Genomic DNA, 20,025 nt, shown 5'->3' on the forward strand with positions numbered 1-20,025 from the left:
GGAGTCACATCTCACTGAGCTTCACCCTCGGATCGGTCAGTCCGTACAGGAGGTCCGCCAGGAGGTTTCCGGCGAGGACGGCGGCGGTGGCGAGGGTCGTCAGGGCGGCCAGGAGCGGGAAGTCGACGGCGGTGGCCGCCTCGACGGTGGCGGCGGCGATGCCCGGCCAGCTGAAGACGCTCTCGACCAGGAGGGCGCCGGTGATGAGTTCGGGTACGCGGGAGCCGATCAGGGTGAGGACGGGCAGGAGGCCGGAGCGCAGGGCGTGCCCGAGGAGCACCGTGCGTTCGCCGAGGCCGCGGGCGCGGGCGCCGCGTACGGGGTCCTCGGCGAGCGCGTCGCCGACGCCCTGACGGACGTACAGCGTGAACCAGGGCAGCTGGGAGACGGCGAGGACGCCTGCGGGGAGGACCAGGTGGCGTGCGACCTGTCCGGCGGTGACGTGTTCGCTGCCGGTGTCGGTGAGGCCGCCGGCCGGGAGGACGTCCAGCTGGAGGGCGAACAGCCAGACGGCGAGCAGGGCGATCCAGAAGACCGGCGCGGCCTCCAGGGAGTACGCGAGGGAGGTGACCGTGCGGTCGAGGAGCGAGCCGGGGCGGCGTGCGGCGAGCACGCCGAGCAGGGTGCCGAGCAGGACGGCGACGGCGAAGGCGAAGGCGCACAGCAGCGTGGACCACACGATCCGCTCGCCGATCGCGTCGGCGACCGGCTGCCGCAGCACGCTGGACTGGCCGAGGTCGCCGGTGAGGGCGGAGGTCAGCCACTCCCACCAGCGGACGGCGAAGGGGCGGTCCACGCCGAGGTTGTCCCGGAGCCGGTCCAGGGTCTCCTGGTCGGCGCCGAGGGCGGCGGTGCCGGCGTAGGCCTTGACGGGGTCGAAGGGGGAGGCGGCGGCGATGGCGAACACGCCGAAGGTGACGACGAGGAGGACGGGCACGGCGAGCAGGGCCCGCCGTGCCACGAGGTGGGCCATCGGGGCCCAGGGCAGGGAGGTCACTTCTTGGGCTGCCAGTCCTCGGCGTTCCACCAGGGGCCGCTGGCGAAGCCGTGCTCGTGCGGTTCGACCTGGGTGGTGAGGTTCTCCCAGCGGTCGGCGAGGACGTAGAGGTGGTCGATGTGGGTGAGGAAGGTGTAGCCGGGGTTCTTGACGAGTTCGCGCTGGAGGTCGTCGTAGGCGGCCTTGCGGTCCTCGGGGTCCTGGCTGCGGCGGCCGGTCTCGAGGGCCTTGTCGACGGCGGGGTTGTCGTAGCGGGCCATGTTGTTGAAGCCGTCGCCGGCGAGGGAGGAGTGCAGCAGGGTGTAGAGGCCGAAGTCGGGGTCGCCGGTGCTGCCGAAGCCGGCGAGGACGGCGTCCTTGCCCATCCGGGGTTCGATGACCTCCCAGGTGGCGCCCTCGACCTTGACGTCGATGCCGGCCTTCTTGGCGTCGGAGGCGTAGGCGAGGGCGTGGTCCTGGCGGACCTTGTCGCCGGAGGGGTAGTAGAGGGTGAAGGCGGCCCGGACGCCGTCCTTGGCACGGATGCCGTCCTTGCCGGTCCTCCAGCCGTCCCGGTCGAGGATCTTCTGAGCCTCGGGGAGGTTCTGGGGGCGTTCGACGTCCTTGGTGTACCAGGGGTCGTCGAGGGGCAGCGGGCCGTAGGCGGGGCGGCCGGCTCCGTCGAGGATCTTGTCGACCATGGCCCGGCGGTCCACGGCGAGGTCGAGGGCGCGGCGGATCGCGGTGTCGCCGGTGACCTTGTGCGCGGTGGGGAGGGTGACGGCGCGGAAGTCGTAGGTGGTGGCCCGGTACGTGGTGCGGCCGTCGTCGTTCTTGAAGGTGGCGGCGAGGTTGGGCGGGAGGGTCGCGCCGTCGAGGTCGCCGGAGCGCAGCCGGGTGGCGCGGACGTCGTCGTCGGCGATGACCGCCATGGTGATCTTCTTCACCCGGGGGGCGCCGCCCCAGTAGTCCGGGTTCGCCTTGAAGGTCAGCTTCTCGCCCTTGCTCCAGCCGGTGAGCACGTACGGTCCGGTACCGACCGGCTCGGTGTTGAAGGAGCCGGTGTTGGGGTCCTGCTCACCGGTGATGTGCTCGGGGACGATGGGCAGGACGGTGCGGGCGGCGAAGGCCGCGTAGGGGTACTTGAGGGTGAAGACGACCTTGTCGTCGCCGTCCGCGCGGACCTTTTCGACGGCGTCCAGTTCGCTCTTGGCGGTGTTGTTGGTCTTGTCGTCGAGCACCGTTTCGTACGTGTGGACCACGTCCTCGGCGGTGAGGGGTTCGCCGTCGCTGAACGTCACGCCGGAGCGCAGGGTGTAGGTGTAGGTGCGGCCGTCGTCGCCGATCTCGGGCAGGGCCTTCGCCAGCGCGGGCTTCAGTTTCAGGTCGGCGTCCCGGGCGAGCAGTCCGTCGAAGATCTTGGAGTTGCCGTCCTTGCCGTAGCCGAGCAGGGGGCTCAGGGTGTCGGGTTCGGAGGGGACCCCGATCACCACGGATTCGGCGGACCCGCCACCGCCCGCACCGGCGTCCGTGCCGCCGGTCGGCGCCGAGCAGGCGGCGACCGCCGCGATCGCGGCGGCCGTGGTCGCCGCGCCGGTACTGCGCCGTATTCGTCGGGTCGTCATCGATCCTCACACCTCTACTGACCTGAATTCGTTGTTGCATATTAATTGCAGCAAGGTTCTGCCCAGAGCCCCGGCCCCCCATGCCGGCGTCCCGGCGACACAGTGGCCGCCCGGGCGGGCGGCGAAGGGCGGCCGGCGCACCACCTGCGCACACCCGCGCACACCCGCTGTCAGGGCCGCGGGTGTGCGCGGGGGCACGAGCTGCGGAACGCCGTCCGCGCGCGCCCCCGCACCCGCTTGTCACCAGGACGGATCCGGGTCTACTGTCGCCACGCCTTGGTGAACGGGAAATCCGGTGCGATACCGGTGCGGCCCTCGCCACTGTGATCGGGAAGTCCGGCTCCGGCCCCTGGTCCTGTCCCCCCGACAGGACCGACGGGCAGCCACTGGGTCCCTCCGGGACCCGGGAAGGCGGAGCACGGGCGGTGGTACCCGTCAGCCAGGAGACCGGCCAAGGCGCGTCAACCATCCACGAGGTGTTGGAGAGGGTCTGCTGAGCCATGCACATCGCCGAAGGTTTTCTGCCACCGGTACACGCGGTCGCCTGGGGCGCCGCGGCGGCGCCGTTCGTCGTCCACGGCGCCCGGTCACTCGTCCGTGAAGTCAGGGAACATCCCGAGAGCACGCTGCTGCTCGGCGCCTCGGGAGCGTTCACCTTCGTCCTGTCCGCGCTGAAACTGCCCTCGGTGACCGGGAGTTGCTCCCATCCCACCGGCACCGGGCTGGGCGCCATCCTGTTCCGGCCGCCGATCATGGCGGTGCTGGGCACCATCACCCTGCTGTTCCAGGCCCTGTTGCTGGCCCACGGCGGGCTGACCACGCTGGGCGCCAACGTCTTCTCGATGGCGATCGTCGGGCCGTGGGCGGGCTACGGCGTGTACCGGCTGGCGCGGCGGTACGGGGCACCGCTGATGGCGGCGGTGTTCTGCGGCGCGTTCGTCGCCGACCTGTCCACGTACTGCGTCACCAGCGTGCAGCTGGCGTTCGCCTTCCCCGACCCGGGGAGTGGCTTCCCGGGCGCGCTCGGGAAGTTCGGTTCCATCTTCGCCGTCACGCAGATCCCGCTCGCGGTGAGCGAAGGACTGCTGACCGTCCTGGTGATGCGCCTGCTGGTGCAGTCCAGCAAGGGTGAACTGACCCGTCTCGGCGTGCTGTTGACCGGTAAGCGTGCCGCGTCGGCAACGGCGGCGACGGAGACGGGGACGGGGACGGGGACGGGGGAAGGCTCCGACGCGAGGACAAAGCTCGAGCCGGAGTCGGAGACGACGGGCACGGCAGGGACGACGGGGACGACCGGTACCGGGACGGTGGCTCGATGACCAGGAACGCGAAGATCAACGCCCTGCTGCTGCTCGCCGTGGCCGCGCTCGCGGTGCTGCCGCTGGCGCTCGGGCTCGGCGACCACAAGGAGGAGCCGTTCGCCGGTGCGGACGGCGAGGCGGAGACCGCCATCACCGAGCTCGAACCGGACTACGAGCCGTGGTTCTCGCCGTTGTACGAACCTCCGTCCGGTGAGATCGAGTCGGGGCTCTTCGCCCTCCAGGCCGCCGTGGGCGCGGGGGTCCTGGCGTACTACTTCGGGGTGCGGCGCGGGCGTCGGCAGGGTGAGGAACGGGCACGGCAGCAGCAGCCGGCGCCCGGTGCCGGCCCGGGCGCCGGCACCGGCCGGCCCGACGAGGCGGTCTCCCCCGGCCCCCGGGCCTGATCCCGCGTGCTGCCGATCGACGCGGCGGCGCACAGCAGTCGCTGGCGCCGCCGTCATCCCGTGGACAAGGCCGTGCTCGGGCTGGGGCTCACCGTGCTCGCGATCTCCCTGCCTCCGTGGCCGGGGGCTGCCCTGGTCCTGCTGACCGCGCTCGTGGTGCTGCTGGGCCCGGCGGGGGTGCCGGGCCGGCGGCTGTGGCGTGCCTACCGGGTGCCGCTGGGCTTCTGCGTCACCGGGGCGCTCACGCTGCTGGTGCAGGTGGGCGGGCCGGACGGGTTCGTTTCCCCGGCCCCCGAAGGGCCGCTGCGTGCGGGCGAGTTGCTGCTGCGCACCTCGGCGGCGTCCCTCGGGGTGCTGCTGTTCGCCTTCACCACGCCGATGTCGGACCTGCTGCCGCGTCTGGTGCGGGCCGGGGTGCCCGCGCCGCTGGTGGACGTGGCCCTGGTGATGTACCGCATGAGTTTCCTGCTGCTCGACTCGGTGCGCCGGATCGGTCAGGCGCAGGCGGCCCGGCTCGGGCACACCACCCGGGCGGCGTCCTGGCGTTCGCTGGGCGGTCTCGGCGCGACGGCGTTCGTCCGGTCCTTCGACCGGGCGGCGCGGCTGCAGGCGGGGCTCGCCGGGCGCGGTTACGACGGCACGCTGCGCGTCCTGGTACCCGAGGCTCGTGTCTCCGTACGGTTCACGGCCGTGAGCCTGGTGTTCCTCGCGGCGCTGGCCGCCGTCGCCCTCTTCCTGGAAAGCCGGATGCCGTGAGCGATCCCGTCCTGGTCCCCTCCCTGGTCTCCCTGCGGGACGTGTCCTTCGCCTACGAGGACGGCCCGGCCGTACTCACCGGCCTCGACTTCGAGGTGCGGGAGGGACGCGCGCTCGCACTGCTGGGCCGCAACGGCAGTGGCAAGACCACACTGATGCGGCTGCTGAGTGGTGGACTTCGGCCGAGCGGGGGCGAGTTGGCCGTGGCGGGCCGGCCCGTCCGGTACGACCGCAAGGGGCTGACCCGGCTGCGGACGACGGTGCAACTGGTGGTGCAGGACCCGGACGACCAGTTGTTCGCGGCGTCCGTGGGCCAGGACGTGTCGTTCGGGCCGCTGAACCTCGGGCTGTCCGACACGGAGGTACGGGCGCGGGTCGCGGAAGCACTGGCCGCACTCGACATCACCGCGCTCGCCGAACGGCCCACGCATCTGCTGTCCTACGGGCAGCGCAAGCGGGCCGCGATCGCGGGTGCGGTGGCGATGCGGCCGCGCGTCCTGATCCTGGACGAGCCGACCGCGGGTCTCGACCCGGACGGTCAGGAACGGCTGCTCGCGACGCTCGCCGGGCTGCGCGAGCGGGGCACCACGGTGGTCATGGCGACCCATGACGTGGATCTCGCCCTGCGCTGGGCGGACGACGCCGCACTGCTCACGCCGTCCGGGGTGCGCACCGGGCCGGTCGCCGAGATGCTGGCCCGCAGCGAGCTCCTCCGGGCGGCCGGTCTGCGGCTTCCGTGGGGCATCGCGGCCGCGCGCCTGCTGCGCGCGTGGGGGCTGCCGGCCGGCACGGCCGCCGTCCCTCTCACCCCGGAGGAACTGGCGGCAGTGGCCGCGACCGGCCTGTGAAGCGCTCCACCAGCCGACCGCACAGCATGCGGAACGCCCCCTTTCCGGAGGGCGGAACCCGTGTCCGTCCCGCCTCCTCCCCCGGGACTCAGTCCATGACCGGGGTGACCGGGGTGACCGGGGTGAAGCGCACCGGCAGGGACTGCGGTCCCCGGGTGAACACCCCCTTCTCGACGGGGTCGAAGCCGTCGGCGAGCCGTACGTCGGGCATCGCGTCGAGGAGCTGGTTCACGCCGGTCTCGACTTCGGCCTTGGCGAGCAGGGCGCCCACGCAGAAGTGCCGGCCGAGGGCGAAGGCGAGGTGGTCGGCGGCGGCCGAGAAGGCGGTCGTGGTGGTGAGGTCCTCGCGGAAGACGTCGAAGCGGTCCGGGTCGCGGTAACGGTTCTCGTCCCGGTTGGCGGCGCCGATCAGGCAGGTGACGGTGGCACCGGCGGGTACGGTGCCACCGCTGAGGACGACCTCGGTGGCCGACTGGCGCATGATCATGTGGACGGGCGGGGTGTAGCGCAGCGTCTCGGCGAACGCGCCGGCTATGAGGCTGCGGTCCTCGCGGACGGCGGCGAGCTGCTCGGGGTGCAGCAGCAGGTTCGCGAAGATGCCGGCGATGGCCTTGTCGGTGGTCTCGCCGCCGGCGGCGAGCAGCAGGCTGCAGAACGCCTTGATGTCCTCGTCGCTCATCGACACGCCGTCGACCTCGGCGGCGCACAGCGTGGACAGCAGGTCGTCGCCGGGGTGGTCGCGGCGCCGGCGGATGATCGGCAGCATGTACTCGGCGAACTCCACCCGGGTCCGCTGCCCCGCCGCGGTCACCTCCGGGTCGCCGGAGAGGTTGCCGAGGAAGGCGATGACGGAGGTGTACCAGCGGTGGAAGCGGGTGTGGTCGGCCTTGTCGAGGCCGAGCATGTCCGCGATCACGTTGACCGGTAACCGGGTCGCGTAGTCGGCGACCAGGTCGGCGGAGCCGGTGTGCCGGAAGGCGTCGATGAGTTCGCGCGAGTTGCGCTCGATGAAGGGGAGGAACTTCTCCTGGAGGTCGCTGCCGCGGAAGGCGGGGGCGACGAGGGCGCGGCGCACGGCGTGTTCCCGCCCGCTGAGCTGGAGGATCGTCCTGCCGTGCACGGGCTCGAGCTGCCAGTCGTAGTTGTCGGTGGTGAACTGGTTGTTCTTGTCCTTGAAGACGCGCTCGACGTCCTCGTAGCGCGAGACGATGTAACTCCGGGTGGCCTCGTGCCAGATGAGCGGCGCGCTGTCCCGCATGACGCGGTAGGCGGGGTAGGGGTCCGCGGCGAACTCGGGCGAGAGGATGTCGGGCACGTGCTGCGCGGTGGGCATGAAGCTCCCTGGGGTCAACAAGTGATGTACCGCACAAGGTTATTGATTGGCGATTGGCCGGAACAGTCCTGCCCTGGACCCTGTTGAGCAGGTGACGTTCGTTGGCCGAAAATGCTCTGTCGGTGCGCGGCGGGCAGGGGGCGGCCCGCGGGCCGGAGCCGTGCCCGGTGTGCGCGGATGCGATGGCACCGGCCGGGCAGGGCGGCGCGGTGCCATCGCACGCGAGGGGGGAGAGAGCGAACACTCAGGTCCGCTAGGCCACGGAGCGGAAAGCGGGCAGATATCCCCCTGACTGCCCGACGGCCTTCGGGTGGTAGGAGTTGATGACCGGGACCGACACGCTGTGGAGCCAGGCGTCGCCCGAGCAGAGTTCATGTCCGGTGAACTCGTCCACCACGCTGGAGAAGGTGAACCCGGCGTTGGCCGCCCGCTTCGCCATCACCCCGTTCAGCACGTCCGAGGCGTTGTTGATCGCACTGCGCTCGGTCTCGGTGAGCCCGGCGATGCAGCTGCCCGAGAGTCTGTAGAAGCGGGGGTACCCCAGGACCACCACATGGGCCTGCGGGGCGCGTGCGCGGATGTTGCCGTACAGCGAGTCGAGCTTCCCCGGCAGGGAGTTCTGCATCTGCGAGACCGCGGTGTTGACGCGACTGACGCAGTTCGCCTGGCTCTGCAGCACGCAGGTCTGCATGACGTCCGCGAAGCCGACGTCGTTCCCGCCCGCCGTGACGCTGACGAGCGTGGTCGACGAAGCCAGGGCGCCCAGTTGGCCGCTGGACACGCTGGTCGTCGTCGCACCCGAACAGGCGACGAACTTGAACGAGGACGGGGCGTTCGCAGCCGCCCAGAGGGACGGGTATGCCTTGGTGCTGCGCTTGCAGTCACCGCTGTCGGAGGTGTAGCTGCCGGCGCCCACTCCGGAGGAGTAGGAGTCACCGAGAGCCACGTAGGTGTCGCCGGCGGCCGAGGCGGGCTGTGCCAGACCGAGCACGGCTGCGGCGCCCATCGTGAGGGTCAACACGGAGGCCCAGAGAGAACGAACTGACGCTGACATGACAATCAGCCCTTCCGAACATGAGGGGGGCGAGCGGGTAGTTGATGAAGCAACCGTGTTTGTAGCAGGACTGGCTACCCCTCGGTAACACCTGGGAAAGAAGTCGTCCGGAATGCCTTAATGATCATTTCGCCGATCCGCTCCGCGCGTGGACAAACCTTCAATCGGCCCTCGGATCAGCGAAGTCGGAGGCCTTTCGGGCGCCGCCCCGTTTCCCCGGGACGGTCACGGCGACGCCCTCCGCCGGGGACCTCGGCCGGTCACCCCCGGCCGCCCCGCCCGGCCACCCCCGGCCGTCCGGCCACCCCCGGCCGCCCCGTCCGGTCACAGGTCCCCTTCCTCGCGCCGGGGCGTCGGGCGGGCCATGATCCGGCGCGGGTCGGCGGCGCGGGTGATGGCCGACTCGACGGCGGCGATGCGGTCGCCGAGGAGGGCGAGGGCGGCGACCGCGCGGGTGAGGGCGTCGTCGTCGGGGCCGCCGAGGGCGTGGGTGCGCACGTGGGCGGCCTTGACCTCGGCCCAGCGGTCGGCCTGCGCGGCGGTGAGCGTGCCGCGCAGCTCGGCGAGCTTGAGCAGGTTCGCCTCGGCGCCGGTGGTGAGGGTCTGCGCCTCGGCCGCGTAGTGGTCGTCGATGACGGCGGAGAGTTCGGCGTCGTTCATGACCGGCTGGATCCGCTGGGCGATCTTGTTCATGTTGCGGTAGGAGCCCTGGAGGCGGAACGGCGGCTCGGTGCGGGCGTCGTCGGACTGGGCGGCGGAGGCGATGTAGGCCTCGTTGACCGCGAGGACGGTGCGGCGGGCGGTGAGCAGGTGGCGCAGGACGGTGAGGACGCGGTCCAGTTCGGTGGGCGCGTACGGGTGGGCGAGCCGGTCGGCGTGGACGGTGGGGTCGCCCTCGGCCAGGCGGATCAGCAGGTCGAGGTCGCCGCGGTCGCGGCCGGCGAGCGGGGCGAGCACCGTGTTGGCGGTGAGCGCGTTCTCGATGAAGCTGGCCGCGAAGGCGTCGCCCTTGCCGGTGAGGACGTCGCCGAGGTTCCACACGTCAGCGCGGTTGGCCAGCATGTCGGGCACCCGGAAGAGGTCGCCGGACTCGGTGTAGGGGTTGCCGGCCATGCAGACGGCGAAGCGCTTGCCCCGCAGGTCGTAGGTGCGCGGCTCGCCCTCCCACACGCCCTCCACGCGGCGGGTGGCGTCGCACAGGGGGATGAACTTCTGGAGGAGTTCGGGCGAGGTGTGCTGGATGTCGTCGAGGTGGAGGAGCGTGTTGTTGCCTGCGGCCAGCGCGAAGTTGATCTTCTCGATCTCCTGGCGTGCGGTGGCGTTCGGCGCCTCGGCCGGGTCGAGGGAGGTCACGGAGTGGCCGAGGGCCGGGCCGCTGATCTTCACCAGGACGAGGCCCAGCCGGTCGGCGACGTATTCCACGAGGGTGGTCTTGCCGTAGCCGGGCGGGGAGACGAGGAGCAGCAGGCCGCCGGTGCCGGTGCGCCCCGACTCGCCGGTGGTGCCGAGCTGTTTGGCGAGGCTGTCCCCGATGAGCGGGAGGTAGACCTCGTCGACGAGGCGGTTGCGGACGAACGACGACATCACGCGCGGGCGGTGGTCGTCCAGGCGCAGCCGGGTGCGTTCGGCGGTGACCAGGGCGGTGCGGCGGCGCTGGAAGGCACGGAACGCGGGGGTGTCGCGGTCCCTGAACTCCTCGGTGCGGGCGAGGAATTCGTCCAGCCGGAGGACGAGGCGCCGGTCGGTGACGCGGGGGTGGGTGCCGAGCAGGCCCTCCACCGTGACGGTGAGGGGCGCGTCGGACTCGTGGCGGGGCTGGTCCGGGCAGAGTTCGGCGGCGACGGCCTCGGCGAGGTCGCCGGGGGTGAGCCGGCTGCCGGTGGCGGCGGTGTACGCGGTCAGCCAGGCCTCGACGAGCTGGCGGCGGTCGGCGAGGGTGCCGAGGGCGGGCAGGTCCTCGTCGTAGGCCTCGGTGGCGACGGTGCGGCGGAACTTGTCGAGCAGGGTGCGGGTCTGCGCGCCGATGACGAACCCGTCGGTTCCGGTGGTGAGTTCGTCGAAGAGGTAGGCGGCGGCCGCCTCCGGGCGGGCCGGCGTGCCCCCCGGGCCGGTGCCGCCGGCCCCGTCCCGGCCGCCGTCCCATGCGCCGATCCTGCGGGCGAGTTCGGCGCACAGGTCGGCGAGGGCCGGGGGCGGGCCGAAGGCGTCGCGGACGCGGGCGAGGGAGCGGGCCCGGCGGGTGAGGTCGGCGCGTTCTCCGGTGGTGGTGCCGTGGGTCCAGTGGAGCAGGGCGAGGGCGCGGGCCGCGGGTTCGTGGCGCAGGAGTCCGGCCCCGTCGTGCAGGGGCAGCAGGGCGGTGAGCAGGGCGAGGGCGTCGTGGTCGTGGACGCCGCGCTCGTATCCCTCGTCGTAGGCCTCCTCGGCGGCCCGGCGTACGAGGGCGGCGAGGTCGTCGGCGGCGTGCAGGGCGTCGGGGCCGTGCTCGTGCAGCAGGCGGGCGGCGAGGTGTTCGGCGCGGTAGACCTCGGGCGACTCGGACGGCAGGTGCCGGTTCCAGTGGCGGCGGCCTTCGGCGAGGGCGGGGTCGGTGACGGGGGCGCGGTAGTCGGTGCCGGTGAGGGCGAAGGCGAGGCCGTCGCCGTGCGGGACGAGGGTGAGGTCGAGGGGCTGGGTGGTGACGGCGAAGCGGTGGCTGCCCAGGCGGAGGGCGCGGCCGCCGTCGGCGTAGAGGTCGGTGCGGTCGCGCAGGGTGCGGGCGGCTTCCTGCCGGGCGGAGCGCAGGCGGCCGTCGAGTTCCTCGGCCCGGACCCGGTCGCCGAGGTCGCGCAGTTCGCCGGCGGTGCGGCGGACCTTGGCGACCAGGGGGTCGGAGGCGAAGTAGGTGCTGACCTCGTCGGTGTCGGCGAGGGCCGCGGAGCGGCGGGCGACGGTCTCCAGGACGCGTTCGGCGGCGGAGGCGAGCTGTTCGGCGCGGCGGGCGCGGGCGTCGGTGAGGCTCTGTTTGCGGGCGGCGAACGCCTCGTAGATCTCGGTGCGCCGGCCGGCGAGTTCGCCGAGCACGTCGTCGAACTCCGCGAAGCGGGACTCCAGGGTCTCCAGCTGGGCCAGTACGCGGGTCAGTTGTTCGTCGCACGCCTCGGGGTCGGCGGCGGACGCGAGGGCCCCGGTCACGGTCTGGCCGAGCAGAGCGAGTTCGGCGGCGAATCCGGCGCGGGCCTCCCGGTCGCGCAGGCCGCGGCGGCGGGCGTCGAGGGTGGCGCGGGCGCGGTTGACGCCGCCCAGGGCTTCGGCGACGCGTTCCAGTACGGCGGTGCGGACGGTCGCGTCGCCGATGTCGAGTCCGGCGACGACCTCGGTCACCGTCCGCAGGCCGTCGGCGAGTTCGTCCAGGCGGTCGGCGACGGGGACGGCCTCGGCGGCGGTGTCGATCTGCTCGGCGTCGGCGACGAGGCGTTCGACGTCGGCGTGGTGGGCGGCGAAGGCGTCCTCGTGGGCGAGGTGGGCGACCGCCCGCCGGCCGAAGGAGGCGAGGTCGTGTCCGGCCTCGTCGGCGAGTTCGTCGATGCGGGCGTGGTCGGCGTACCGCATCTCCTTCAGGGTCAGCAGATGGCCCTGGGCTTGGCGGAGTTCGGTGAGGCCGGCGACCCAGGCGGCGGCCTCGCGGGGCTGCTCGCCGCGCAGCCGGCGCACCACGGAGCCGATGCGGGCGGCCGCCTCGTCGAGCGCGGCGGCGGCGCGGCGGCCGAGGTCGCGTACGGTCTCGAACTCGGCCAGGACCTGTTCGGCGGTGGTGCGCACCTCCTCCAACGGGCTTCGAAGGTCCCCCAGTTCGGGTTCGCCGAGCCAGTGGTGGGCGTCGGCCGTGCGGACGCAGGCTGCGGCCAGTGCCTCGTACACCTCGGTCGTCGGGGTGGTCTCGGTGACGGAGCGGACCAGGGAGAGGCAGTCGGAGATGCCGCGGACGAGGTCGGCGTTGCCGACCCGGTCGAGGGGGCCGTCGCCGACGGGCCGGCCCGCGGCGTGGGTGTCGGAGACGTAGGGCGAGTGCCACAGCTGGAGCGGGTGGACGCGGGCGGGCTCGTCGCCGTCGGGCCGCAGCAGGGTCAGCGCGCCGTCGTCGGACAGGGCCCAGCCGTGGCAGCTCAGCGGTGCGGCGACCTCCTTGCGGATCACGTTGTACGACAGGAGCAGGGCGCGGCCCCGGCCGGGTGCGTGGAAGGCGTACAGCACGTCCTCGCCGTTGGGCGAGCGCACCTCGCGTTCGAACTCCATGCCGGTGGTGTCGAGTCCGTACGTCTTGTGGGTGCCGGCGGCCAGGCAGTAGCCGCCGGGGAAGACGATGCCCTGGTCCTCGGGCAGGCGTCGGCAGCCCTGTCCGATGCCGTCGAGGCGGACGACGGTGCGGGTGAGGGTGTCGAAGACGAGGTGGCGGTGCGCGGTCTCCTTGTAGGGCAGGACGCGCAGCAGGATCAGCGCGCCGACGCGGGCGTACGAGATTTCGGCGTCGGCGAGGGACTGGAGCGGCTCGTCGACCGGCTCGGAGTGGATGCCGTCGGGGGTTTCGGTGTCGCTGTCCGTACTGACGGTGAGGGTGCCGCCGAGCGTGTCGACGAAGACCTCTCCCTGGACGGAGACGTGCGGGTGCCGGCCGAGGACGTGGTCCTCGCGGGTGGTGCGGATCCATTCGATGTCCGGGGCCGGGGTGCGCGCGTGGTCGCGGTCGCCGCGCGCGTCGAGGAAGACCGCCTGTCCGTCCTCGGACACCGACCAGCGCAGGACGCGGATGTCGCCGGCCTTCTCGCCGGTCTGGAACACGGCGAGGAGCCTGCCGTCGACGCGGCGCAGCCGCAGCAGGCGGGCCTGGCGGTAGTAGCGGTGCAGGGCGACGAACTCCCGTACGAAGGCGGGGTCGTCGAGGAGTCCGGGCACGGCGTCGTCGGGCAGCCGGTTCAGGTCGCGGTCGTGGGCGGCGAGGACGTCGCCGACGGCGGTGTCCGTCTCCGGGCGGGGCTGGGCGCCGTAGCCGAAGAGGAGCACGTCGCCCACGGCGACGATGTCGCGGGGCACGCCGGCGCGGTCGGTGCGCAACCGTCCGGTGCCGGTGAGGCGCAGTTCGGCGGAACCGAAGGTGTCGATCCGGAGCCGGTTCAACTCCTCGGTGCACCGTGCGAGTTCTGCGGCCTGCACGGTCAGGCGGTCGCGCAGCACCTGGTAGGTGCCGCCGTTGACCGCCTCGTGGACGCCGGTGCCTGCCGCGGTGCCTGTGGTGATGTCCGCGCCTGCCGGGTCGTGCGCGTCCGTGCCGGACTGCTGGTGGGTGCCCGTGCCGGGCGTCTCGTGGGTGCCGGTGGTCATGGCTGCCTCTCGAACGGGAGCGGTCGGGGAGCCGCCGTCCCCTGTGCGGCGGCTCCCCGACCGGGGGTGGTCAGGCCCTGGTGTGGCCGTTCAGCGCGGCCAGCGGTGTGTCCGCGAGGCCCAACTCCCCAGCTCTTTCGATCAGTTGCTTGATCTGTCCGGTGTTCTCGCCGTCCGCCTTCATCAGCTTCATGAGCAGCGCGGACACCGTCAGGTTCTGTACGTCGGCGCTCGACACGGAGCCCAGGATCCGGCTCAGGTCGTCGGGGAAGCTCGCCGATCCGTCCAGCCACGGGCCGGCGAGGGCCTGGACGGTCCCGGAGTTCTGGACGAGGCCGTCGATGCCCTTGCCGAGCGCGATCGACGACATCAGCCGGTCGAAGAACACGGACTCCCCGCCGACGATGCTGATGTCGGCACTCTCCAGACCGGTCGCGAGCACCGTGGCCTGCGCCTCGGCGACCTGCCGCTGCACCTCGAGCCCGGCGAGCCGGATGTCCTTCTCCGCCTCCAGGCGCAGCCGGTACTCCTCGTGTCCGCGGGACGCCTCGTCCAGCGCGGCCATCGCCGCCGCCTTCTCGGTGAGACCCGCGGCCTCCGCCCTGAGCCTGCCGCTGATGCCCTCCGCCTCGGCGAGCGCCCTGGCCCGCGCGCCCTCGGCCTCGGCACGCATCCGGGCCTCGGACGCCTCGGCCTCGGCACGGCCGGCCTTCTCGATGACGTCGGCCTCCTTGTCGCGGACCTGCACGGCGGCGAGCCCCTCGGCGGCGGCCTCGGCCTGGATGCCCTCGGCCATCCGCACCTTGGCGCGGGCGTCGAGGTCGGCGGCCTTCAGCCGGGCCTCGGCCAGCGTCAGTTCCTCGGCTGCACGGTGCGTGGCGGACACCTCGGCGGCCTCCGCGGCCTTGATGTCCTTGACCAGCCTCTCCTGCGCCTCGGCCTCGGCGGCGATGATGACGGCCTGCCGCTCCCGCTCGGCCTCCTCCACGGCCCGCAGCCTCTTGATCGACTCCTCCTGCTCGGCGACCGTACGGTCCACCGCGACCCGCTCCCGGACGACCTCGGCGATGTCGCGCTTCTCCGCCTCGACCTCCTTGTCGGCGGCGATCCGGGTCAGTTCGGTCTCCCGCTCGCGGGCGATGACCTCGAGCATCCGGTCCTTCTCGATGCGCTCGCTCTCCACGGCGATGACCCGCTCGCGGTTCTTGGCGGCGACGGCGACCTCGCGGGCCTGGTTCTCGCGCTGCACGCCGAGCTGTTCCTCGGTGCGCAGGAAGGCGCTCTGCGCGCGCAGCCGCTCCTCCTCCACCACCCGCGCCGTCTCGGCCTCCTCGCGGGCCCGTACGGTCTCGATCTCCCGGCGCTGCTTGATCTCGGCGTCGACCTGCCGGCGCTCCAGCTCGAGGATCGCCTCGCGCGCGTCGACGTTCTGCCGGGTGATCTCCTTCTCCTCGCCGCGCTGGGCCTCGTTGGTGCGGACGTGCTCCACGGCCGTCAGCTCGGTGATCTTGCGGATGCCCTGCGCGTCGAGGACGTTGCCCGGGTCGAGCTGGGCGAGCGGCGTCTGCTCCAGATAGTCGATCGCCGCGTCCTCGAGGTGGTAGCCGTTCAGGTCGATACCGATGACCTCGATGATCCGGTACCGCAGTTCCTCACGCTTGGTGTAGAGGTCGGTGAAGTCCAGCTGCTTGCCGACGGTCTTCAGCGCCTCGGAGAACTTCGCGTGGAACAGCTCCTGCAGCGTGTTGCGGTCGCTGGCCCGCGCGGTGCCGACGGCCTGCGCCACCTTGATGACGTCCTCCACGGTCTTGTTGACCTTGACGAAGAAGGTGATGCGGATGTCCGCCCGGATGTTGTCCTGGCAGATCAGGCCCTCCTTGCCGGCCCGGGTGATCTCTATGGTCTTCACCGAGATGTCCATCACCTCGGCCTTGTGCAGCACCGGCAGCACGACCTGGCCGGTGAAGGTCACGTCGACCTTGCGGACCTTGGAGACGATGAGCGCCTTGCCCTGCTCCACCTTGCGGAACAGCCTGGACATGATGAACAGCACGACGAGTACGACGAGAAGGCAGACGCCGACGAGCACGGCGATGCCCACGGTGGCAGCATCCATGGGATACGTCCTTCGGAGCTGGGTGACGAACGGAAGTGGCAGGCCGGCGCCGGGCGCCGGGACGTGGGGCGGACATGACCGCCCCGGTGCCGCCCGGCCCGGACGGCACGGTGGCGGCGTGATGGTGACGTGACGTCGAAGTGACGGTTGCGCGGCGGGGCGCGGCGGTGCTGAGCGCGTGGCCCGCACGGGAGCCGCGCGCCGGCTCCGCCACGGGACACGCCGGGCGAACCGCCCCGGTTCCCGCCTGACCCGCGGAACTACCGGGACGGCCCGGGTTCGTCGGGCAGCAGGCGGTGCAGCGGACGCACGAAGAAGCGGGTGAGCCGCCAGGCCGCGAGCAGCGCTCCGGCCAGGGCCGGCAGGCGCAGCAGTCCGGCGCCGGGCCCCTCGGGGACGTGCGCGTCCAGCAGCACGGTCACGCCGGTGGCCAACAGCCAGGCGAACAGGGTCAGCAGGGAGAGCGCGAGGGCGACCGGCACCCCGCCCATCCCCCAGGCGTCGAGATCCGCGTCCGGGTCGAAGGCCTGCGGTGTGGTGACGCCGACGGCCACCAGCAGCCAGAAGCCGGCTGCCACGACGAGGGCGGCGGTCAGCAGGAGCGTGGGCAGGCCCGTGGCGGCATCCGCGATCATGTGCATCCCCGGCCACCCCTTCCCGGTCCCCGCGTCCCGCGTTCTGCGTCCCGCGTCCCTCTTGACGGCTCACGCCGACGACCGCACCGCCCCCGCCGGTTCCGGCACCCCGCACCTGCCGGTGCCAGGCACCGGAACCGTCCGCGGTGCTCCCCGCGGACCATGATGCCCGGCCGGCCACCACCCCCGCATTGCCGGATTCCGGCAATGTTCACTAGGGTCTGCATGCCGGGTGTGGATCACACCGCGCGTCAGGACGGCGTCAAGGACGCATCAAGGACGCGTCAGGATTCGGGGGGCGATGTGGCGGAGCGGGAGATTCCCGAGGAGTATCTCAAAGGTTATGCCCAGATTCTGAAGGAGGTCGCGGCCACGGGCCGGCGCCTGTCCCGCGACGAGCTGTCCTCCCGCCGGAACCTGGGGGAACGGGCCGCGGAGGCGGGCTTCGGACTGCGCGCCCTGGTGCGCACCCACCTGACCGCCGCGCGTGACGCCTGGCCGCGCGGCCGGGACGACTCGGCCGAAGAGGCGCTCGCCGCCGTCCAGCAGGCGGTGGACGCGTTCGCCGAGGGCTACGAGCGGGCACAGCGGCTGGCTGTCCGCCAGGAGGAAGCGGCCCGGCGGGAGTTCATCGACGACCTCCTCTACGGCCGCAGCGACCTCGGCCGGCTCGCCGAGCGCGCCGAACGCTTCGGCCTGCGGCTCTCCCACGAGCACGCGGTCGCCGTCGCCCGGGGCCCCGTCGCCTACGACGAGGGGGACGCCGTGCCGCGGCAGGTGGAGCAGGCCCTCATCTCCCGGTTCGGTGACCGCAGCATCCTGCTCACCACCAAGGACGGGCGGCTGCTGTGCGTCGCGCCGGGGCACCAGGGCGAGGTGCTCACGCACTTCGCCAAGCAGGCGCACGCCGCCACCGACGGCGGCCAGGTCGCCATCGGCCGCCCGCAGTCCGGACCCGGCGGGGTCGTCCAGTCGTACGAAGAGGCCCTGAGCACGCTGGAGATAGCCGAACGGCTGGGGCTGGACGAGCCGGTGCTGCGCGCCGCCGAGCTGCTCGTCTATCCCGTCCTCGCGCGCGACCGCCAGGCCATGACCGACCTGGTCCACAACACGCTCGGCCCGCTCACCTCGGCCCGGGGCGGCGCGGAACCGCTCCTCGACACGCTCACCGCGTACTTCGACTCGGGCTGCGTGGCGGCGGAGGCGGCCCGCCGGCTCTCACTGAGCGTGCGGGCCCTGACGTACCGTCTGGAACGCATCCACAAACTCACCGGCGCCAACCCGGCCGAGCCCGCCCACCGTTACATGCTCCAGACCGCGGTCATCGGTGCCCGCCTGCTGGCCTGGCCGGACGAGCAGCTCTGATCCGCCTGCCGTTCGGCCGGCCCGGACCGGGCCGGCCGAACGGCAGGCGGGCGCCCCTCACTCAGCCGCGGACCAGGTCGACCTCCTGCTGCTGGACCGCGTGGAACACGGGCAGCAGCAGGCCGTCGACCGGACGCAGTTCGGTGAGGGTGGCCTCGACGTCGGCGGCGCCGGCCTCCAGGGTGCCGGAGGGGACCCGTCCGGTGTTCTCCCACGTGTGGGTCTCGCCGTCGCACACCGCCCGGGTGCCGCCGACGCCGTACCGCGTGGGGGCGGTGCCCTGGTGGACGGAGGAGCCGACGAGGACCGGCCCGGAGGCGTCCAGGCAGCGGTACGTGCCGGAGAGGGTGACGGTGCCGTCGGCGGCGATGCGGCCCTCGGAGTCCACCGTCACGGTCTCGTGGACAGGGGCGGGGGCGGCGGACGCCGCCGGGGGCGCGGCCACGGCGGTGCCGAACAGCAGCGCCGCGCAGGCCGCCGCGCGGATGAGGACGGGACGCGCGGACCCGGACACGGAAGCGGGTACGGACATGGGGAACCTCCCGGAACGCAGGGAACGAGGGTGTGAGGCCCCACCAGTACCGGGAGAGCGGGCCGGGAGGAGTGACCCTCACCCCTTCGGTGGCGAGTCGGCATCGGCCGTCGGGGAACCGTCCCGGGATTGTCCGGGAGCTGTCACGCTTCGCGTCCGTCCGTTCCGGCGAGTCCGCGGCGGGGGCATGGTCCTCGTAGACGACCCATTCGGATCGATCCACCTATGTGGAGGTGCGCCATGTGTGCCCACCGGACGTCATGCCCCCGGCCCCATGTACAGGTCCCCCATGTGGTCGCCGCCCACCCCGAGCAGGGCTGGAGCCTGCTGTGCGACGGCGCGATCGTCTTCGACGACACGGGTGAACTGCTGCCCGACGGCCGCGTGATCGCCCCGCACCGGATCCCCGCGGACCACCTCACCGTCGCCGCCTGAACGGACACGGCACGGAGGTCGCGCCGCACACCCGCTCCCTCCGCCGGTCCCACGGGACCGGCCCGCGCCCCGGACGTCCCACCGGCCCGCCTCCCCTGTACCGGAACCTCCTTTTCCAGTACGGGAGATGACCAGGCGTGATGCCGACGCCCGGGGGGAGGGCGCCGATCGGCACGACCTAAGATGATCAACGTGTCCGACCAGCCTGCCCCACGGTCTCTCATCGTCACGCTCTACGGCGCGTACGGCCGCTTCGTTCCGGGCCCCGTGCCCGTCGCCGAGCTGATCCGGCTCCTGGCCGCGGTCGGTGTCGACGCTCCCGCCGTACGTTCGTCGGTGTCCCGGCTCAAGCGGCGCGGGCTGCTCCTGCCGGCCCGCACCGCCCAGGGCGCGGCCGGCTACGAACTCTCGCCGGAGGCCCGCCGGCTGCTGGACGACAGCGACCGCCGCGTCCACGCCTCCGCGAGTCCCGGGGACGAGGGCTGGGTGCTCGCCGTGTTCTCCGTGCCGGAGTCCGAGCGGCAGAAGCGTCACCTCCTGCGCTCCCGCCTGTCCGGCCTCGGCTTCGGCACCGCCGCCCCGGGTGTGTGGATCGCGCCGGCCCGGCTGCACGAGGAGACCAGGCACACCCTGGAGCGGCTGGAGCTGGACGGTTACGTCGACCTCTTCCGCGGCGAGCACCTCGGGTTCACGCCCACCCTCGAGGCGGTCGCCCGCTGGTGGGACCTGGCCGGGATCGCCGAGGAGCACGAGGCGTTCCTGGACCGTCACGCGCACGTGCTGGACGCCTGGCGGCAGCGCGAGGACACCCCGCCCGAGGCGGCGTACCGCGACTACCTCCTCGCCCTCGACTCCTGGCGCCACCTCCCCTACACCGATCCCGGGCTGCCTCCCGGGCTGCTCCCGGAGGGCTGGCCGGGAGTCCGCTCGGCGGGCGTCTTCCACGGTCTGCACGCACGCCTGCGGGACGCGGGGGCGGTCTTCGCGGGCCTGTGACACGTGCCACGTGACGCAGCACGGCCCGCACAGCCTCCTTCCACCGCCGACCTCACTCGCCCGTGACCGCCGCCGTCCTCACTCATCCGTGACCGCCGCCGCCATCGCGCATCCGTGACGGCCTCCATGATTGCGCCACAGACGGGCCGGGCATGATCGGTGCGACGGGTTCCGGGGGGGGGGGGGGGGGGGGGGGGGGGGGGGGGGGGGGCGGGGCCCCCCGCCCCGGGGGGGGGGGGGCCCCCCGGGGGGGCGCCACCCCCCGCGCGGGGCCCCCCGCGGGGGGCCTTGCAA

Annotated in this window: 15 protein-coding genes and 1 riboswitch; of the genes, 7 read left to right on the forward strand and 8 right to left on the reverse strand. The window is 72.8% G+C overall.

What is annotated here, in order from left to right:
- Positions 1-4 precede the first annotated feature (4 nt).
- Positions 5-973 (reverse strand): ABC transporter permease, encoded by a 969-nt coding sequence (locus ACIF80_RS33410; protein ID WP_399811720.1) that lies wholly within the window; start codon positions 971-973, stop codon positions 5-7.
- Positions 974-993: 20 nt separating this feature from the next.
- Positions 994-2,601: an ABC transporter substrate-binding protein gene (locus tag ACIF80_RS33415; protein WP_399811673.1), complete on the reverse strand. Its 1,608-nt coding sequence runs from the start codon at positions 2,599-2,601 to the stop codon at positions 994-996.
- Positions 2,602-2,840: 239 nt separating this feature from the next.
- Positions 2,841-3,072: riboswitch (cobalamin riboswitch) on the forward strand.
- A gap of 29 nt (positions 3,073-3,101) precedes the next feature.
- Here ACIF80_RS33415 and ACIF80_RS33420 point away from each other — a divergent pair.
- Genes ACIF80_RS33420 through ACIF80_RS33435 form a run of 4 tightly spaced genes read left to right on the forward strand, consistent with a single transcriptional unit; the run spans position 3,102 to position 5,910 of the window.
- Positions 3,102-3,920 (forward strand): energy-coupling factor ABC transporter permease, encoded by an 819-nt coding sequence (locus ACIF80_RS33420; RefSeq protein WP_399811675.1) that lies wholly within the window; start codon positions 3,102-3,104, stop codon positions 3,918-3,920.
- A complete protein-coding gene (locus ACIF80_RS33425) occupies positions 3,917-4,306 on the forward strand; it encodes an energy-coupling factor ABC transporter substrate-binding protein (RefSeq protein WP_399811678.1) in 390 nt (129 codons plus the stop codon). Before ACIF80_RS33420 ends, ACIF80_RS33425 begins: the two co-directional genes overlap by 4 nt.
- 6 nt (positions 4,307-4,312) lie before the next feature.
- Entirely contained in the window at positions 4,313-5,062 is a 750-nt protein-coding gene (cbiQ, locus tag ACIF80_RS33430) for a cobalt ECF transporter T component CbiQ (RefSeq protein ID WP_399811680.1), read from the forward strand.
- Positions 5,059-5,910, forward strand: a complete 852-nt coding sequence (locus ACIF80_RS33435) for an energy-coupling factor ABC transporter ATP-binding protein (RefSeq protein ID WP_399811683.1) — start codon at positions 5,059-5,061, stop codon at positions 5,908-5,910. Before cbiQ ends, ACIF80_RS33435 begins: the two co-directional genes overlap by 4 nt.
- An 88-nt stretch (positions 5,911-5,998) precedes the next feature.
- On the opposite strand, the gene ACIF80_RS33440 is transcribed toward ACIF80_RS33435, so the two are convergent.
- The 5 genes from ACIF80_RS33440 to ACIF80_RS33460 form a co-directional block, all read right to left on the reverse strand.
- Positions 5,999-7,243 carry a cytochrome P450 gene (locus ACIF80_RS33440; protein WP_399811686.1) on the reverse strand — a complete coding sequence of 415 codons (1,245 nt, stop codon included), beginning with the start codon at positions 7,241-7,243 and terminating at the stop codon, positions 5,999-6,001.
- Positions 7,244-7,496: 253 nt separating this feature from the next.
- Positions 7,497-8,297 carry an SGNH/GDSL hydrolase family protein gene (locus ACIF80_RS33445; protein ID WP_399811689.1) on the reverse strand — a complete coding sequence of 267 codons (801 nt, stop codon included), beginning with the start codon at positions 8,295-8,297 and terminating at the stop codon, positions 7,497-7,499.
- Between the two features lie 324 nt (positions 8,298-8,621).
- The gene (locus ACIF80_RS33450; protein WP_399811692.1) at positions 8,622-13,652 is read right to left on the reverse strand and encodes a DNA repair ATPase; all 5,031 of its coding nucleotides are present in this window, start codon (positions 13,650-13,652) and stop codon (positions 8,622-8,624) included.
- Between the two features lie 70 nt (positions 13,653-13,722).
- Positions 13,723-15,768, reverse strand: a complete 2,046-nt coding sequence (locus tag ACIF80_RS33455; RefSeq protein ID WP_399811695.1) for a flotillin family protein — start codon at positions 15,766-15,768, stop codon at positions 13,723-13,725.
- A gap of 260 nt (positions 15,769-16,028) precedes the next feature.
- Positions 16,029-16,409, reverse strand: coding sequence for a hypothetical protein (locus tag ACIF80_RS33460; protein ID WP_399811697.1), 381 nt, complete (start codon positions 16,407-16,409; stop codon positions 16,029-16,031).
- Between the two features lie 297 nt (positions 16,410-16,706).
- Here ACIF80_RS33460 and ACIF80_RS33465 point away from each other — a divergent pair, with 297 nt between their 5' ends.
- Positions 16,707-17,768 carry a PucR family transcriptional regulator gene (locus tag ACIF80_RS33465; RefSeq protein ID WP_399811700.1) on the forward strand — a complete coding sequence of 354 codons (1,062 nt, stop codon included), beginning with the start codon at positions 16,707-16,709 and terminating at the stop codon, positions 17,766-17,768.
- Between the two features lie 61 nt (positions 17,769-17,829).
- On the opposite strand, the gene ACIF80_RS33470 is transcribed toward ACIF80_RS33465, so the two are convergent.
- A complete protein-coding gene (locus ACIF80_RS33470; RefSeq protein ID WP_399811702.1) occupies positions 17,830-18,300 on the reverse strand; it encodes a DUF6299 family protein in 471 nt (156 codons plus the stop codon).
- Between the two features lie 240 nt (positions 18,301-18,540).
- Here ACIF80_RS33470 and ACIF80_RS33475 point away from each other — a divergent pair, with 240 nt between their 5' ends.
- Positions 18,541-18,735 (forward strand): DUF5999 family protein, encoded by a 195-nt coding sequence (locus tag ACIF80_RS33475; RefSeq protein ID WP_399811704.1) that lies wholly within the window; start codon positions 18,541-18,543, stop codon positions 18,733-18,735.
- A gap of 183 nt (positions 18,736-18,918) precedes the next feature.
- Positions 18,919-19,731, forward strand: coding sequence for a PaaX family transcriptional regulator C-terminal domain-containing protein (locus ACIF80_RS33480; RefSeq protein WP_399811706.1), 813 nt, complete (start codon positions 18,919-18,921; stop codon positions 19,729-19,731).
- Positions 19,732-20,025 lie beyond the last annotated feature (294 nt).

This window comes from Streptomyces sp. NPDC085927 (assembly GCF_044540975.1).
Lineage (GTDB): Bacteria > Actinomycetota > Actinomycetes > Streptomycetales > Streptomycetaceae > Streptomyces > Streptomyces hirsutus.

Bases quoted from the DNA above. Each gene is read 5' to 3' on its own strand.
- ACIF80_RS33410 (WP_399811720.1), bottom strand. From the start codon at position 973: ATGGCCCACCTCGTGGCACGGCGGGCCCTGCTCGCCGTGCCCGTCCTC.
- ACIF80_RS33415 (WP_399811673.1), bottom strand. From the start codon at position 2,601: ATGACGACCCGACGAATACGGCGCAGTACCGGCGCGGCGACCACGGCC.
- ACIF80_RS33420 (WP_399811675.1), top strand. From the start codon at position 3,102: ATGCACATCGCCGAAGGTTTTCTGCCACCGGTACACGCGGTCGCCTGG.
- ACIF80_RS33425 (WP_399811678.1), top strand. From the start codon at position 3,917: ATGACCAGGAACGCGAAGATCAACGCCCTGCTGCTGCTCGCCGTGGCC.
- ACIF80_RS33440 (WP_399811686.1), bottom strand. From the start codon at position 7,243: ATGCCCACCGCGCAGCACGTGCCCGACATCCTCTCGCCCGAGTTCGCC.
- ACIF80_RS33445 (WP_399811689.1), bottom strand. From the start codon at position 8,297: ATGTCAGCGTCAGTTCGTTCTCTCTGGGCCTCCGTGTTGACCCTCACG.
- ACIF80_RS33450 (WP_399811692.1), bottom strand. From the start codon at position 13,652: ATGACCACCGGCACCCACGAGACGCCCGGCACGGGCACCCACCAGCAG.
- ACIF80_RS33455 (WP_399811695.1), bottom strand. From the start codon at position 15,768: ATGGATGCTGCCACCGTGGGCATCGCCGTGCTCGTCGGCGTCTGCCTT.
- ACIF80_RS33460 (WP_399811697.1), bottom strand. From the start codon at position 16,409: ATGCACATGATCGCGGATGCCGCCACGGGCCTGCCCACGCTCCTGCTG.
- ACIF80_RS33470 (WP_399811702.1), bottom strand. From the start codon at position 18,300: ATGTCCGTACCCGCTTCCGTGTCCGGGTCCGCGCGTCCCGTCCTCATC.
- ACIF80_RS33475 (WP_399811704.1), top strand. From the start codon at position 18,541: ATGTGTGCCCACCGGACGTCATGCCCCCGGCCCCATGTACAGGTCCCC.
- ACIF80_RS33480 (WP_399811706.1), top strand. From the start codon at position 18,919: ATGATCAACGTGTCCGACCAGCCTGCCCCACGGTCTCTCATCGTCACG.